Origin of the sequence: Deinococcus apachensis DSM 19763 (assembly GCF_000381345.1) — a bacterium.
GTDB classification, from domain to species: Bacteria; Deinococcota; Deinococci; order Deinococcales; family Deinococcaceae; genus Deinococcus; species Deinococcus apachensis.
This window is the reverse complement of record NZ_KB906415.1, coordinates 18,939-32,039: the sequence shown is the minus strand read 5'-3', so window position 1 is coordinate 32,039 and position 13,101 is coordinate 18,939. Positions and strand designations below refer to the sequence as shown.

Annotated in this window: 16 protein-coding genes and 1 other RNA gene; 6 read left to right on the top strand and 11 right to left on the bottom strand. The window is 71.0% G+C overall.

What is annotated here, in order from left to right; genetic code table 11:
• Nucleotides 1-4 precede the first annotated feature (4 nt).
• The gene (gene mraZ / locus F784_RS0118590) at nucleotides 5-433 is read right to left on the bottom strand and encodes a division/cell wall cluster transcriptional repressor MraZ (RefSeq protein ID WP_019588233.1); all 429 of its coding nucleotides are present in this window, start codon (nucleotides 431-433) and stop codon (nucleotides 5-7) included.
• Nucleotides 434-812: 379 nt separating this feature from the next.
• Between mraZ and F784_RS0118585 the strand changes: the two genes are divergently transcribed.
• Nucleotides 813-1,166 carry a DUF423 domain-containing protein gene (locus F784_RS0118585; protein WP_019588232.1) on the top strand — a complete coding sequence of 118 codons (354 nt, stop codon included), beginning with the start codon at nucleotides 813-815 and terminating at the stop codon, nucleotides 1,164-1,166.
• A gap of 93 nt (nucleotides 1,167-1,259) precedes the next feature.
• Here F784_RS0118585 and rnpB read toward each other — a convergent pair.
• The 4 genes from rnpB to F784_RS0118570 form a co-directional block, all read right to left on the bottom strand.
• Nucleotides 1,260-1,691, bottom strand: an RNA gene (rnpB, locus tag F784_RS24885) — RNase P RNA component class A.
• Nucleotides 1,692-1,740: 49 nt separating this feature from the next.
• The gene (locus F784_RS0118580; RefSeq protein ID WP_019588231.1) at nucleotides 1,741-2,511 is read right to left on the bottom strand and encodes a pseudouridine synthase; all 771 of its coding nucleotides are present in this window, start codon (nucleotides 2,509-2,511) and stop codon (nucleotides 1,741-1,743) included.
• Complete coding sequence (locus F784_RS0118575) at nucleotides 2,508-2,879, bottom strand: hypothetical protein (RefSeq protein ID WP_019588230.1); 372 nt, start codon at nucleotides 2,877-2,879, stop codon at nucleotides 2,508-2,510. The genes F784_RS0118580 and F784_RS0118575 overlap by 4 nt, the downstream gene beginning before the upstream one ends.
• Before the next feature lie 64 nt (nucleotides 2,880-2,943).
• A complete protein-coding gene (locus tag F784_RS0118570; RefSeq protein WP_019588229.1) occupies nucleotides 2,944-4,152 on the bottom strand; it encodes an MFS transporter in 1,209 nt (402 codons plus the stop codon).
• Nucleotides 4,153-4,230: 78 nt separating this feature from the next.
• On the opposite strand from F784_RS0118570, the gene truB reads away from it, so the two are divergent.
• Nucleotides 4,231-5,163, top strand: coding sequence for a tRNA pseudouridine(55) synthase TruB (truB, locus tag F784_RS0118565; RefSeq protein WP_019588228.1), 933 nt, complete (start codon nucleotides 4,231-4,233; stop codon nucleotides 5,161-5,163).
• A 28-nt stretch (nucleotides 5,164-5,191) separates the two neighbouring features.
• Complete coding sequence (locus F784_RS0118560) at nucleotides 5,192-6,064, top strand: alpha/beta fold hydrolase (RefSeq protein WP_040383556.1); 873 nt, start codon at nucleotides 5,192-5,194, stop codon at nucleotides 6,062-6,064.
• A gap of 24 nt (nucleotides 6,065-6,088) precedes the next feature.
• Here F784_RS0118560 and gatA read toward each other — a convergent pair whose 3' ends face one another.
• The 4 genes from gatA to F784_RS0118540 form a co-directional block, all read right to left on the bottom strand.
• Entirely contained in the window at nucleotides 6,089-7,549 is a 1,461-nt protein-coding gene (gatA, locus tag F784_RS0118555; RefSeq protein WP_019588226.1) for an Asp-tRNA(Asn)/Glu-tRNA(Gln) amidotransferase subunit GatA, read from the bottom strand.
• A gap of 34 nt (nucleotides 7,550-7,583) precedes the next feature.
• Nucleotides 7,584-8,345: a DUF4388 domain-containing protein gene (locus F784_RS0118550; RefSeq protein WP_019588225.1), complete on the bottom strand. Its 762-nt coding sequence runs from the start codon at nucleotides 8,343-8,345 to the stop codon at nucleotides 7,584-7,586.
• An 89-nt stretch (nucleotides 8,346-8,434) separates the two neighbouring features.
• Nucleotides 8,435-8,965 carry an SMC-Scp complex subunit ScpB gene (scpB, locus tag F784_RS0118545; RefSeq protein ID WP_019588224.1) on the bottom strand — a complete coding sequence of 177 codons (531 nt, stop codon included), beginning with the start codon at nucleotides 8,963-8,965 and terminating at the stop codon, nucleotides 8,435-8,437.
• Entirely contained in the window at nucleotides 8,962-9,609 is a 648-nt protein-coding gene (locus F784_RS0118540; RefSeq protein ID WP_019588223.1) for an L-threonylcarbamoyladenylate synthase, read from the bottom strand. The genes scpB and F784_RS0118540 overlap by 4 nt, the downstream gene beginning before the upstream one ends.
• A gap of 75 nt (nucleotides 9,610-9,684) precedes the next feature.
• Between F784_RS0118540 and pilC the strand changes: the two genes are divergently transcribed.
• Nucleotides 9,685-10,905 (top strand): type IV pilus assembly protein PilC, encoded by a 1,221-nt coding sequence (pilC, locus tag F784_RS0118535; RefSeq protein WP_019588222.1) that lies wholly within the window; start codon nucleotides 9,685-9,687, stop codon nucleotides 10,903-10,905.
• Between the two features lie 419 nt (nucleotides 10,906-11,324).
• Here pilC and F784_RS0118530 read toward each other — a convergent pair whose 3' ends face one another.
• Nucleotides 11,325-11,552: a hypothetical protein gene (locus F784_RS0118530; RefSeq protein WP_019588221.1), complete on the bottom strand. Its 228-nt coding sequence runs from the start codon at nucleotides 11,550-11,552 to the stop codon at nucleotides 11,325-11,327.
• Nucleotides 11,553-11,575: 23 nt separating this feature from the next.
• Here F784_RS0118530 and F784_RS26390 point away from each other — a divergent pair, with 23 nt between their 5' ends.
• Nucleotides 11,576-11,818 carry a hypothetical protein gene (locus tag F784_RS26390; protein ID WP_157465362.1) on the top strand — a complete coding sequence of 81 codons (243 nt, stop codon included), beginning with the start codon at nucleotides 11,576-11,578 and terminating at the stop codon, nucleotides 11,816-11,818.
• A 115-nt stretch (nucleotides 11,819-11,933) separates the two neighbouring features.
• Here F784_RS26390 and F784_RS0118525 read toward each other — a convergent pair whose 3' ends face one another.
• On the bottom strand, nucleotides 11,934-12,443 hold the full coding sequence (locus F784_RS0118525) for a hypothetical protein (protein ID WP_019588220.1): 510 nt from the start codon (nucleotides 12,441-12,443) through the stop codon (nucleotides 11,934-11,936).
• A gap of 303 nt (nucleotides 12,444-12,746) precedes the next feature.
• Here F784_RS0118525 and F784_RS0118520 point away from each other — a divergent pair, with 303 nt between their 5' ends.
• Nucleotides 12,747-12,995: a hypothetical protein gene (locus tag F784_RS0118520; RefSeq protein WP_019588219.1), complete on the top strand. Its 249-nt coding sequence runs from the start codon at nucleotides 12,747-12,749 to the stop codon at nucleotides 12,993-12,995.
• Nucleotides 12,996-13,101 lie beyond the last annotated feature (106 nt).

Genomic DNA, 13,101 nt, shown 5'->3' with positions numbered 1-13,101 from the left:
GTTGTCACGCCACGAAGTTGGCGAGAAGGTCGGGTTTGGGGGGGTCGTCCTGCACGGCCTGGATGGCGGTCTCCCAGCGCCCGGGATTCCACAGTTCCAGCCGTCCGGGAGCGCCCGCCACGATCACGTCGCTGTCCAGGGCCGCGAACGAGCGCAGCGTCTGCGGGATCGACACGCGGCTCTGGTTGTCCAGCCGCGCCTTGTTGGCGCCGGAATAGAAGAAGCGCACGAACGCCCGCGACTGGGCGTCGGTGAGCGGGAGGCCCTCCAGTTGCTCCTCCACGCGCCGCCATGAGGCGAGCGGGAAGACGTACAGGCAGCCCTCCATGCCGCGTGTGAGAATCATCCCGTCCTCCACAAACTCCCGAAAGGCGGGTGGGATGACCACGCGGCCCTTGTCGTCTATGGTGTAGGGGTACTCTCCGAACGGCAAACGCTCCTCTTCCCCACATGACTCCCCCACCGCCCCGCGTCTGGGCGGGCCGGAAAGGCAGACATATGTAGCAGCCCACCCGCGCCGTGTGGACGCGGGTCTGGGCTGTTAGCGCGAGTGTAACAGCCCCGCCCACCTTTTACCACCGATTCCCACAATTCCCCACGTTTGCCCCGCCGAGCTCTCCCCTTTCCCCACCTGGGCCCCCCGGAGGGAGGGCCAGGTCAGGTCTGACGCAAGAGGTAGCAGCAGGAAAAGTGGGCCTACAGACGCCCTTTTTCGAGAGTCGGCTCCTGATGGGAGCGGTGGGGGAAGCTGGTGCTCTCTCCCACCCCGGGCCGGGACAATTCCCCACTTCCCCACCCCTAGGCTGGCCGTCATGCGGAACCTTCACCCCACAGTGGCCGGAGCAGTGCTCGCGGCGCTCGGCGTGGCCCTGGGTGCCTTCGGGGCCCACGCCCTGCGCGCCCGCCTCGACCCCGCCCTGCTCGCCAACTTCGAGACGGGCGTGCGGTATCAGATGTATGCGGCCCTCGCGCTGCTCGCCCTTGGGACGCAGCCTGCCCAGCGCCGCGCCCCGGCCCTCCTGCTCATCGGGGCGGTTATCTTCAGCGGCACCCTTTACCTCCTGGTGCTGAGCGGACAGTGGTGGCTCGGCGCGATTACGCCCATCGGCGGATTGCTGCTGATCGCCGGGTTCGTGGTGGCCGCACTCGACGCCCGGAGGCCGTAGGGGGTGGGCGGTGGGTGGGAAGGGGGATTTTCCCCACGGCCTACCACTGACAGACGAAACCCGCCACCTCTATTCGGGATGGCGGGCTGTTCCTGGTGCGGGGAGGCGATAAGCCGGGTTCTGTCGCCCACTCGCGTGGGGCACGGTCATCTCTCTGGGACGCACGTCGCCGCGCGCCTCAAGCGACCATCCTGGCGGTCACGGGAACGGGCCGTTCCTACCGCGCTGTCGGGTCTTGCACCGGATGGGGTTTACCAGCACTCCCCGTCTCCGGGGGGCCTGGTGCGCTCTTACCGCACCGTTTCACCCTGACCACCCCCGCCCGCGCCGGGGCCGTGTGGGAGTGGCGGTCTGGTTTCTGTGGCACTGTCCTTCGGCTTCGCCGCCTCCCACCTGACGTGGCGCTCACGCGGGCGCTCGACTCGCCGACCAGCCGTTAGCTGGCATCCTGCCCTGCGGTGCCCGGACTTTCCTCACCCCCAGCCCCGAAGAGGAGCCGTGGGGCGCGACCGTGGACCTCCCCGCGGGGGCAGTCTAGCAAAGGCGTGGGGGAAAGAGATGGCCCCTTTCCCACCTACCCCCACCGCCCCAGCGTCTCCCGCTCGGCCCGCTCCCAGGCGTGGCGGGGCACCTGCGCCGGGTTCAGCAGGGCGTGGAGGTCGCGCCCCGTCAGCTCGCGGTACTCGCCGGGGTCGAGGTCGCCCAGCCATAGGCCGCCCACCCGGTAGCGCAGCAGGCGGGTGACCGGGTAGCCCAGGGCGTCCAGCATGCGGCGCACCTGGCGATTGCGGCCCTCCTGAAGGGTGACGAAGGCGCCGCCGCGGGCGGGGCGAGCGCTCAGGGCGCGGGCGGGGCCGTCGTCGAGTTCGATCCCGTCCTCAAGGGCGCGCAGCTCCGTCTCGGTCGGCTCCCCGTGGGTCCAGGCGCGGTAGGCCTTCTCGTGGCCGTAGCGGGGGTGGGTGAGCGTCAGGGTGAGTTGCCCGTCGGTCGTGAGGAGGAGCAGGCCCTCCGAGTCCTTGTCGAGCCGACCCACCGGGTGCAGGCCGGGCACCGGCGGCATGGCCGAGAGCACGTTGCGGCGGCCGTACTCGTCGCGGGCGGTGGTGACGAACCCGGCGGGCTTGTGCAGCAGGAAGGTGACCTTCTCCAGCGCCTCCGTCTCGACCAGCGAGCCGTCCACCCGGATCTCGTCGGTGGGCAGGACCGTGCGGCCCAGCGTGGCGACCTCGCCGTTGACCGTCACCCGACCCGCGGTGATCAGCTCCTCGGCGGCGCGGCGGGAGGCGACCCCGGCGCGGGCGAGCCGTTTCTGGAGGCGCTCTCCCCCACCCCGCTCCCCGGTCACAGGCGGCTCCGGCGGGCGGGGGCGATCAGGATGCCCAGGACGGCGGTCAGGGTCAGGACGCCCGCCAGGGAGAGCAGGGCCGTCCGCACGGGGGCGGGCAGGGCGTCCCCCAGGCGCAGGACGGGCGGCACGAGCGCGGCGGCGGTGAGGAGGTTGCCCCCCGCGAGGGCGACAGCGCTCAAGCTGTCTGGACGAAGGCCCGCCGCCACCAGGAACGCGCCCCAGGCGACGAGCAGCCCGCCCGCCGCCCGCGCCAGCCACAGCGGGGAGACGCCGACGATGGAGGCCACCTCCGGGGACAGGAAATACAGGAACAGCCCGGCGGGCAGGAACACCAGGGCGGTGAGCCAGAAGGCGGCGCGCAACACGCCCCGCAGTGTACGCGCGGGCGGCGGGCCAGGCACGGCAGAGCCTGGGAGGAGAACCTGCGGCTTAGCCCACCGGTTCCGCACCCGCCCCCAGCTCTCCCCGCCGCAGCCAGGGCAGGGCCAGGAAGGCGCCGAGCAGGCACCCGAGGCCCGAGAGCGCGATCACCCACCCCGCGCTCAGACCGAGCAGCAGCAGCCCGCCCAGGGCTGTGCCCAGCGGTGCGGCGGGACCGAGCAGCATGGCCCGCAGCCCGAAGAGGCGCCCATGTCGCCCCGTGGGCACGCTGCGCTGGAGCAGGGTGGTTTCGAGCGCCGTGTAGGGCCCCCAGATCACCCCACCCGCGAACATGACCGCGAGCGCGGGGCCAACGCCGCAGGCGAGGGGCAATCCCATGACCACCAGCCCCCACAGCGCCATGATGCCCACGAGCACCAGGCTCACGGGGAATGCCCGGCCCAGCGTGCCCACCAGGAAGGTCCCGACCACCATCCCCACTCCCAGGGCGGACCACAGCGCCCCGTACCCCTGGGCGCCCGTCCCCAGGCTCTCGCGGGCGAGCACGGGCAGCGCCGCTTCCAGCGGGCCGTACACGAAGGAAAAGAGGGTGGTCAGGCCCAGGACCGCCCACACCACCGGGGACCAGCCCTGCCGGATGTTCGCCTGCGGCCTGCTCGCCGTGTGGTGCCCACGCGGCAGCCGGGGCAGGCCCAGCAGCACCCCGGCCATGAAGAGGAATGTCAGGGCATCGACCAGCAGGGCCCGTGGTGCCCCCCAGGCCGCGACCAGCAGACCCGCGAGCGCCGGGCCGAAGACCGTAGGAATCTGCCCGGTGAGGCCGTAGGCCGCGTTGCCCGGCTCCAGCTCCTCGTCGGCGAGCAGCGCGGGGATGAGGAGGCACACGCCCACACCCGTCGCGGGGGCGAGGGCACCCATCAGGGCGGCGATCACCAGGACCATCCACCATTGAAGAATGTCCAGGGTGTCGAGCAGGGGGATCAGGCCGATCAACACGGCCCGCGCCAGGGTGTCGAGCAGCATGAGCGGCCCCGGCTGCCAGCGGTCGAGGGCCCGGCCCCACAGCGGCCCGGTGACCACGGCGGGCAGGGCGAAACACAGCAGCAGCGCCCCGACCGCCGCGCCCCGCTCGGTGCGTTCCAGCACGAACCACGTCAGGGCCAGCCAGCTCAGGTTGTCCCCCAGGCCCGACACGAGCGCTCCCAGCCACAGCCGCGCGAACAGGGGGCGCGTTCGCAGGACCGAGAGCGGGGTCATGCGGGGAGTATGCCCGCTGCCTCCCGGCGCGAAACGGGGGACGGCACACTCCCCCGCCCCCTGCTACCCTGCCCTCCTATGCCGGTGATCGCCGTGGACAAACCGCTGGGTCTGACCTCTCACGACGTGGTGAACCGGGCCCGGCGTGCCCGCGGCACGAAACGGGTGGGCCACACGGGCACGCTCGACCCGCTGGCGACCGGCGCGCTCGTGCTGTGTGTGGACGACTCCACCAAGCTCGTGCAGTTCATGGAGGCCGACGCCAAGGATTACCTCGCCTGGATCAGCCTGGGTGCGGGGACGCCGACCCTGGACGCCGAGGGGCCCCTGGCGGAGGTCGTGCCCGTCTCCCCGCCACGAGAGGAAGAGGTGAGGGCGGTGCTGGCCGGATTTCTGGGACCGCAGCTTCAGGTTCCCCCGCAGTACAGCGCCGTGCAGATCGGTGGGAGGCGGGCCTACGCCGTCGCCCGGGCCGGGGGCGAACTGGACCTGCCCGCCCGGGACGTCGTGATCCACTCGCTGGAGTTGCTGGGCGTGTACGGCAGCGTGCGGGAGGCTCCCCGGACCTTCTCGCCCGGTGCTGGGGGCTGGCGGCCGGACCCAATCGGCCGGACTTTCACCCTCCCCGGGCCGCTGGGCGACTTTCCCACCCTGCTCGTGCGGGCGAGCGTGGGGAGCGGCACGTACCTGCGCTCGCTCGCACGGGACGTGGGGGTGGCACTGGGCGGCCCTGCTCACCTCGCGGGACTGGTCCGCACCCGGGTGGGCCGCTACGACCTCGCCGAGGCCGTGAGCATGGAGCAACTGGCGGAGGCGTCCGGCATTCCCGACCTCGCCGCCCTCCATTTCCCGCGCATCGAGGCGGACGAGCGGCTGGCGCGGGAGTTGCGGCAGGGCAAGCGGCCGAGGTCCGGGGCGGTGGGACGGCACGTCGTCACCCTGGGCGGGGAACTCGTCGCCTTGGTGGATGGGGACGGGGAGGCCCTGCGGGTGGTGCGGGCGTGGGCGTGACGGTTCCGAAGGCCCCTACACTGGCGGGATGGATGAAATCCGTCGGCTTGACGTGGGGGATACCTGGCTGCACGCCGTCCTGCGTGGCTCGGAAGATCTGCCCCCGCTGATCGTCCTGCACGGGGGCCCGGGGCTGGACCACACCGAGTTCGCGGATTACCTCGACCCGCTGACGGACACCGTGCGGCTGGTGCTGCTCGACGGCCGGGCGCAGGGGCGCAGCGACCGCGACGTGCCTCCGGCGACGTGGACGCTCCCCCAGATGGCCGCCGACGTGAGCGCCGCCGCCCGCGCCCTCGGAGCCCGGCGCTACGCCGTCTTCGGGCACTCCTTCGGAGCCTTTGTGGCGCTGCAACATGCGGTCGAGCAGCCTGGCGAGGCCGCCGCCACGGTCGTCTGCTGCGGCCTGGGTTCCGCCCGCTGGCTGGACGGGCTGCCGGGGCGCCTCGCGGCGTTCGAGCCCCCCGAGTTGCGCGAGCAGGTGCAGGCCTCCTGGGCGAGCGAGGCGGACGTGGAGACCGAGGCGGACTTCGCCCGGTTGATGCACGAGCAGATGCCGTGGCACTTCGCCGATCCCCGTGACCCCCGCATCCCCGAGTACGAGGCGAGGGTCGAGGCCGCCGCCCCCCGCTACGCGCCCGACGTCCTGCGGCAGTTCAGCGTGGCCGGATACGGCGGGATCGAGGTCGAGGACCGCCTGGACCGGGTGACCGGGCGGCTGCTCGCCCTCGCCGGACGGCACGACCGCACCTGCCCGCCGGAAGCGGGCGAACTCATCGCGGCCCGCGTCCAGCGCGGGGAGGGCCAGATCTTCGAGCGCAGCGGTCATATGCCATTCGTCGAGGAACCGGAGGCCTTTCTGAGAGTGGTCCGGGACTTCCTGCGCCGCGCCCTGGCCTGATCACCCCCGGGCAGAGTGGGAGCCTCAGCCGCCGTATCCAGGCGCCAGCTCCGCCCGCACGGCCCCGATCCCCTCCAGCCCGCCTGCCAGCGTCACCAGGCGTTCGTCCTGAAGGGCGGGCGCGATGAACTGAATCCCGACGGGCAGCCTCACGCCCCCCACCGTCTCGAACCCGGCGGGCACGCTGAGCGCCGGGAGGCCCGCGAGGTTGATTGCCACCGTGTCCACGTCGGCGGCGTACATGGCGAGGGGATCGCTCGTCTTCTCGCCGCGGCGGAAGGCGGGGAAGGGGCTGGTCGGGGTGACGAGCATATCCACCCCCTCCAGTGCCCGGGCGAAGTCCTGCGCGATCAGGCGCCGCACCCGCATCGCCTTGGAGTAGTAGGCGTCGTAGTAGCCGCTCGACAGGGCGTAGGTGCCCAGCAGGATACGGCGCTTGACCTCGGGGCCGAAACCCTCCTCGCGGGTCCGGGTCATGCTGTGCGCCACGTCGGGGGCGGGCACACGCTCGCCGTACACCATGCCGTCGTACCGGGCGAGGTTGGAACTCGCCTCGGGCATGGAGATCAGGTAGTAGGCGGCGATGGCGTGTTCGACGGAGGGAACGCTGGCCTCGGTGACGGTCGCCCCGGCGCCGCGCAGGGCGTCCAGGGTCGCGTTCAGCACGGCCTCCACCCCGGGTGTGTTGCCGCGCAGGCTCTCGCGGATCACGCCGATCCGCAGGCCCCGCAGGTCGTCCGGGCTGCCCGGGCGGAAGGCCGGGGGGGCTTCCAGGCTGGTCGCGTCGCGCGGGTCGTGCCCGGCGATCACGTTCATGAGCAGCGCGAGGTCGGCCGCCGAGCGGGCGAAGGGGCCGATCTGGTCGAGGCTGCTGGCATGGGCGACGAGGCCGTAGCGGCTGACACGCCCGTACGTGGGTTTCAGACCATAAACGCCCGTGAAGGCGGCGGGCTGACGGATACTGCCGCCGGTGTCGCTGCCCAGGGCCACCGGGGTCAGGTTCGCCGCGACAGCGGCGGCACTCCCGCCGCTGGTTCCCCCCGGCACCCGCCCCGGGTCCCAGGGATTCAGGGTGGGGCCGAAGGCGCTGGTCTCGGTGCTCGACCCCATAGCGAACTCGTCCATGTTCGCCTTGCCGACGATCACGGCCCCGGCACCCGCCAGGCGCTCCACCACCGTCGCGTCGTAGGGCGAGACGTAGTTCGCCAGGATGCGGCTGCCGCAGGTCGTGCGGGTGCCCGTCACGTTGATGTTGTCCTTCACGATGACGGGAATCCCCGCCAGCGGCAACGTCTCCCCCGTGTCCAGCCGGGCCTGCACCCGCCCCGCCTGCTCGTCCGCCCGGTCATTCAGGCTGACCAGAATGTTGAGGTCGCGGGCCGCCTCCACACGGGCGCGGGCGGCGTCCAGCAGCGCCTGCGGCGTTGTTTCCCCGGCCAGGACGGCGCGGGCGAGGTCGGTGGCGGCGGAAGGGGCGTCCGGCATGGCGGACAGTGTAGCGAAGAGACCCCCGTCCCCTTTATCCCGGCCGCACGAGTACGCTTTCCCCGCCGCGCAGCCCGGTGTGCAGCAGCAGCTCGGGCGGCAGCAGCAGGCGCGGGCCGAGACCGGGTTGGCCCCGCACGGGGAGGGTGACCACGCTGCCGTCCTCGCGGCGCACGGCGACCTGGGTCAGGGGCCGCGCCGCGCCCGACTGCCAGCGGCCGTGAATCTGGAGGTCCACCAGGGCCGCTCCCGCTCCCTGCCGCGACACCCCGACGGTCAGGCGCGCGACCCGCGAGGCGCGCGGCGCGAGCAGCCGCATGCGGCAGAGCTTCACGATCAGGCGCCGCGCCTGCGGGTCCTCGGCGAGCTCCGACAGGGGTCGCCCGGCCCGGATCTGCCGCAGCACCTCCCGCTCGGCGGGTGTCCAGTTCAGGCGGCCTATCCGCTCCGGGGAGGTGAACTGCGCCGGACCCCCGAACTTGAGCCCGCCCTCCGGCAGGGCGTCCAGCGCCTCCAGCACGAGTTCGTCGAGGGAAGTGTCGAGCATGGGGTCGGGGCAGCGCAGGCCCGCCTCGAAGTGGAACTGGCCGACCGGATCGCCCAGCAGCCGGGCCAGGGCCTCCGCCCCCCGCTCGGACCCGAAGTGCAGGTGCTGGACCCGGCCCCCCTCCAGCCACGCCTGGAACAGCCCGGCCGGGTGGGTCACCGCGAAGACGCCGGTGCTGCCGCGCTCGGCGAGCAGGCGCAGCAGCTCCAGGGGGTCGAAGGGGTCGAGGCTGGTCGTGCTCTGGGTCATGGTGGGGGCACCGGGGAGGCTACCTCTCCTTTCTGGCACAGACTCCCGCCGCGGGCAAGCCACCCCACCGAAGCCTCAAGGCCTGGTCCTCAGCCGCGCAGCAGGTGGGAGAAGTCCGCGCCCTCCAGCGGCGGAAGGTCGTCCAGGCCCGTCAGGCCGAACTCCAGCAGAAAGCGTTCGGTGGTGCCGTACAGCAGTGGCTGTCCCACGGCGTCGCTGCGGCCCACGACCTTCACGAGTTCGCGCTCCTGGAGGGTGACCACCGTGCCCGCGCTGCCGCCCCGCATCGCCTCGATCTCGGCGCGGGTGACGGGCTGGCGGTAGGCGATCACGGCGAGGACTTCCAGCGCGGCGGCACTCAGCGGGGGCAGTGGGGGCGGCGCGAGCAGGGGAGCCAGGTGGGCGGAGAGGGCGGGCGGCACGACCAGGCGGTAGCCCCCCGCCACGGCCTCCACCTCGAAGCCCAGCCCCACTGCACTCAGGGTGTCGGCAAAGGCCGTCAGGGCGCGGGCGGCAGCTTCCTCGGGCAGGCCCAGCACTTCGGCGATCTCGCGCCGGGTGACGGGCCGTCCGGCCGCGAGGAGAGCCGCCCCGATCAGCGCCTGGGGAGAGGGCGTCACGCTCCTCCTCCGAGAACCCCCAGGGTACGCAGCCGCTCCCACAGCACTTCCTCGGGGAGCGCCCCCTCGCGCAGCACCTCCAACCGGTCCCCATCCGGGTCGAGCCGCACGACGGTGCTCGCCAATCCCCGCGCCGGAACGCCCCCGTCGGGGAGGAGCAGCGTGGCCAGACCATACGCCCGCGCCTCGGCGAGGGTCCGGGCCGCGGGTTGCCCACTGGGGTTGAGGCTGGTGGTCGCCAGCGTGCCGCCGCAGGCCCGCAGCAGCGCGAGCGCGACCGGATGGTCCGGCACCCGCAGGCCGACCCATCCCCCGGGGGCCAGGGCGGGCGGACAGGCCTCATTCGCGGGCAGCACCAGCGTCAGCGGGCCGGGCCACAGCGGGGCCAGGGCCTCGAAGGCCATTCCCCCTCGGGCCAGAACTCGCGCCGTCTCCGCGTCCACGCAGGAGATCTGCACGGGCTTTCCACCGTCACGGCCCTTCAGGGCATACAGCTGGGCCACCGCCCCCGGCTGGTCGGGGCGAGCGGCCAGACCCCAGACCGTCTCGGTGGGGTAGCCCACCACGTCCCCCGATGCGAGCAGGGCCGCAGCCCGCGCGACCGCGCCCCCCACCTGTCCCGCGCTGTGTGACTGTTCCTTCATGCGCCCCTCACCCGTTCAGGTCCCGCGCCGCCCATGTAAGGAGAACGCAAGACGAACCGGACTATAACTCGCCCTATGCCGGTCTACGAATATCGCGTCCGGGACCGCTCTGGAAAGGTCCTGAAGTCCCAGATGGAGGCCGACACCATCGGTCAGGTCCGCGACGCCCTGCGCGCCAAGAACCTGCTGATCGTCGAGATCAAGCCTCCTAAGACGGGCATGAACGCCGACGTGAAGATCCCCGGCCTGACCGACCGGCCCCCCAACCTGAAGCAGGTCGCGGTGTTCAGCAAGCAGCTCGCCACGCTGATCAACGCGGGTGTGCCGCTCGTGCAGGCGCTGGCGATCCTGCAAAAGCAGATCGAGAACAAGGCCTTCCAGACCATCATCCGAGCCGTCCGCACCGACGTGGAGAGCGGCACGCCGCTGAGCGAGGCCCTCGTCAAGCACCCCAAGGTCTTCAACCGGCTGTATATCAACCTCGTGCGCGCGGGCGAGACGAGCGGGACGCTGGACGCCATTCTGGAGCGCATCGCCGCCTTCCAGGAAAAGGAACTCACCCTGCGCGGCAAGATCAAGAGCGCCCTGACGTATCCGGTCGTGGTGCTCGTGTTCGCCATCGGCATTACGTACTTCCTGCTGACGACCATCGTGCCGCAGTTCGCTGGCATTCTGGCGCAGCTCAACGCGCCGCTCCCGCTGATCACCCGCGTGTTGATGGCCGTCTCGGACTTCCTGAAGCACTCGGGCCTGCTGATCATCGGCTTCGTCGCCCTGATCGTGGTGGCCTACCGCTGGTACTACAAGACGCCCCAGGGCCGCCACGTGATCGACGACGTGAAGCTGCGCCTGCCCGTGTTCGGCAACCTCCTACAGAAAAGCGCGATCAGCTCCTTCGCCCGCACCTTCGGCCTGCTGATCAGCAGCGGCGTGAACATCATCGAGAGCCTGGAGATCACCAAGGGCACCGCGAACAACGCGATTGTGGAGGACACCATCGAGAACGCCAAGAACGTGGTGATGGTGGGCGACCAGATGAGCGCCAGCCTCGCCACCAGCCGGGTGTTCCCCCCGATGGTGGTCAGCATGGTCGCCATCGGCGAGGAGACGGGCGCACTCGACAACATGCTCGCCAAGGTCGGCGACTTCTACGACCGCGAGGTGGACGAGGCCGTGAGCAGCCTGACCGCCGCCATCGAGCCGCTGATGATCGTGTTCCTGGGCAGCATCGTGGGCACGATTGTCGCGGGGATGTTCCTGCCTATGTTCAGCATCATCGGGCAGCTCAGCAAGTAAGTTTTGTAGGAATCCGAGATAGTTTGCCAAAAACCAGCATTCATTGCCAGCAGGAAAAGGAGCGCCCTTCCGCGCTCCTTTTCCTTTTTGCATGCCAGACGAGAGAAATGTCTGGCGCTCAGGCAACAGCTTCAGAAACTGGCAAACTATCTTGATTCATAGCCTCTGAAAATCATCGTCTTACAGCACTTCAAGAAAGTCTGGCAATGTGCGCTGTATATTGCCAATCTTCTCCCCGGGTGTGGCCGTTTCGGGGACGCCAATGTATATCCACGTTGGGCCCGAAAAAGACCGCTTCGGGGCGAGCCTTTCGTTCTTGCACACTGCCCTGCTCTCGGCAGCGTTCTCCAAAGTTCCGGGAGGGCCTTCCCGCCTCTCTCTGAAGCTCCCGCCGCCACCCCCTGGGGACGCGCACGGGCTCAGGGGCCATCGGCGACCCGGGCTCCAGGAACACTCCGGACCAACCCTGCAGCGCCGATCAGCGCCAGCCCCAGCGCGACCAACATGGCAATCCAGCCGTTCACCTGTCCGTAGCGCTCCGCGCCGAATACCTCGCCCACCAGCAGCGCCCGCGCCATGGTCATCGCCCCATTGCTGGCACCGTAAAGCAGGACGAACACCAGGGCGCCCAGCTCCGAGGGCCCCACGCCAGCGCCGCGATCCCCGCAACGTGCACCAGGAAGAGCAGGGCCGTCAGGTCCGCAAGACGGCGCCCGCAAACCAGCGGCGTAAAGAACACACGGCCCAGAAGCTGCACCAGGCTGAGCGGCACGACGCCGCGGTCAACGCGCACCAGGCGCGCTGGAAGCGCGAGGACCCCGACCACGAGACGGACTTCGCGGGCTGGCTGCGCTCAGGGCGGGCAGACGCTCGAGGAGGCCCGGCGCGAGCAGGGCCCAGCCAGCCCAGCTGAGCCCCTCCCCCTTCACGGGCGCCTTCTTCGGGAGGTGCCTGTGCTTTCTGGCCAGCGCCGCGCGGCAAACGCTGCCCCTGCCCCCGGTTGCCCGGGAGGCAGGGGTGGGTGGGACTCAGCTCAGCTCAGCGCTGCCGTCACGCTGGCCCGCCTCGCGCGCATGGGCGACGTCGTCAGCGGTCAGGTCGTGCGCCACCTGCTCAATCACCGCCAGGGGGCGCTCGGGAACGCCGTCAACCACGCGCTGGGGCGCGGCCTGGTCCGCGTTCCCGGCGCCGCCCAGCGTGGTCTGCACCGCCGACTTCACCTGCGAGGTGATATCGGACGACCCCACCTTCTGGGCGAGCTCCTGAACCTGGTTGCGTACCGCGGGGTTCGTGCGGTACAGGGTGTACGCGCCGCCAGCGAGCAGCAGCAGGCCCCAGGGAAAGCCGCGCCCCGAGCGCGCCGTTTTCAGCTCAGCGAGCTCACGCTGAAGCTCGAGCAGCGCCGCGCGCTGCTTCCCGATCTCCTTTTGCTGCTCGGCGAGCGCGGCAGCCGCCCTGGCCAGCTCGCGCACGGCGCGGCCATCACGGCGCTGGGCGGTCGTCTTCAGACCCTGGACCGTTCGTTGAATCGCTGTCATCTTCTTGCCTCCGGTGGCGGGATGATCTCCCTGAAAAGCGGAGAGTCCGCCTATTCGCAGCTGCAGAATGTCACGCCAGAGGGCGCGTTCCGGCACAGCAAGCGTTGTTCGAGAACTCACGGTTCCTTCAGTTCGTGCCTCACCGCCACCGCCTCGCCGGGCGCCCGCCTGCCCCGCGCAGAGCGGCCGCGGGTCCCTTGCGGAGGCCGGGCATCTTCAATGACTGCCGCTGAAGTGTGTCTGTGAGCGCGAGCCCCGACACCCGCTCATCCGGCTCCTTGCCGGGCACCCCACACTCGCGCTATGCGGCGGGTTCTGAAGGACCTCGGAATCGTGGTCCGCGAACTGCTGTACGCCCTGGTGGCCCAGCCGAGCCGCCCCGGGGCGACCCGTGAGGAGGCTGAGGGGAACCAGACTCAGGAGGAGCAGCTTCAGGACAACTTGCGGCGGCCCGCGTCCGCCCGCGAGGCTGCGGGGCGGGTCGCCCGGGAAGTCGGAAAGGCGGCGATCCTCCAGCCGACGGACCGGGCAAGGCGGCGGCCGCGCAGGTGACCAGCACCATCCACTCTGCTCGGAGCGCGGGCATCAGCCTGGGGCGGTGACAAATATCCGCGGCAGAGGGGTGGTGACATGAATAAAAATCCCCCGATGAACACGA

What these genes read in the sequence shown, in the direction of transcription:
- F784_RS0118540 (WP_019588223.1), bottom strand. Translation starts at nt 9,609, where the DNA reads ATGAAGGAACAGTCACACAGCGCGGGACAGGTGGGGGGCGCGGTCGCG.
- truB (WP_019588228.1), top strand. Translation starts at nt 4,231, where the DNA reads ATGCCGGTGATCGCCGTGGACAAACCGCTGGGTCTGACCTCTCACGAC.
- F784_RS0118560 (WP_040383556.1), top strand. Translation starts at nt 5,192, where the DNA reads ATGGATGAAATCCGTCGGCTTGACGTGGGGGATACCTGGCTGCACGCC.
- F784_RS0118520 (WP_019588219.1), top strand. Translation starts at nt 12,747, where the DNA reads ATGCGGCGGGTTCTGAAGGACCTCGGAATCGTGGTCCGCGAACTGCTG.
- gatA (WP_019588226.1), bottom strand. Translation starts at nt 7,549, where the DNA reads ATGCCGGACGCCCCTTCCGCCGCCACCGACCTCGCCCGCGCCGTCCTG.
- F784_RS0118550 (WP_019588225.1), bottom strand. Translation starts at nt 8,345, where the DNA reads ATGACCCAGAGCACGACCAGCCTCGACCCCTTCGACCCCCTGGAGCTG.
- F784_RS0118570 (WP_019588229.1), bottom strand. Translation starts at nt 4,152, where the DNA reads ATGACCCCGCTCTCGGTCCTGCGAACGCGCCCCCTGTTCGCGCGGCTG.
- pilC (WP_019588222.1), top strand. Translation starts at nt 9,685, where the DNA reads ATGCCGGTCTACGAATATCGCGTCCGGGACCGCTCTGGAAAGGTCCTG.
- F784_RS0118525 (WP_019588220.1), bottom strand. Translation starts at nt 12,443, where the DNA reads ATGACAGCGATTCAACGAACGGTCCAGGGTCTGAAGACGACCGCCCAG.
- F784_RS0118585 (WP_019588232.1), top strand. Translation starts at nt 813, where the DNA reads ATGCGGAACCTTCACCCCACAGTGGCCGGAGCAGTGCTCGCGGCGCTC.